We start from the raw sequence: 522 nt of genomic DNA, 5'->3' as shown, positions 1-522 counted from the left end.
TTTTTGTATCTGTTAAAGTTACACTTTCACTTAAGATTAACTCAATATCAACTTTACCACCTACTTTTTCAATATCTGCAGATGCTGGATTAGTTACACCTGTTACTGTTGGAACTGTTGTATCAACTTGTTCATTAATAGCTGTTTTTTCTACAAACGTTGTTGAAACATCATTTCCTGCGGCATCTTTAAAATCTTGTGATGTAAAGCTTAACGAATCAGCTTTAACTTTAACCCCATTAGAGTCACTTAAACCTGCTGGTAGAGTAGCTGTTGTAAAAGTAAGTTTATCAGAAGCCGTTCCATTTCCTGTTGCAGTAGCTGTTACTTCTCGTGTTCCTGAACCATCTGCTTTATCTATCAGTAGTACAACTGTAGCTGTTTTTGTATCTGTTAAAGTTACACTTTCACTTAAGATTAACTCAATATCAACTTTACCACCTACTTTTTCAATATCTGCAGATGCTGGATTAGTTACACCTGTTACTGTTGGAACTGTTGTATCAACTTGTTCATTAATAG

The 522-nt window shown here is 34.5% G+C and carries 1 protein-coding gene; it reads right to left on the bottom strand.

What is annotated here, in order from left to right; all coding sequences use genetic code 11:
• The coding region (locus tag GY937_21250; GenBank protein ID MCP5059240.1) for a hypothetical protein at nt 1–522 on the bottom strand (522 nt) is incomplete at both ends.

This window comes from bacterium (assembly GCA_024228115.1).
Lineage (GTDB): Bacteria > Myxococcota_A > UBA9160 > UBA9160 > UBA6930.
Note: the sequence above shows the minus strand (reverse complement) of the source record. Positions and strands in the feature narration are given on the sequence as shown.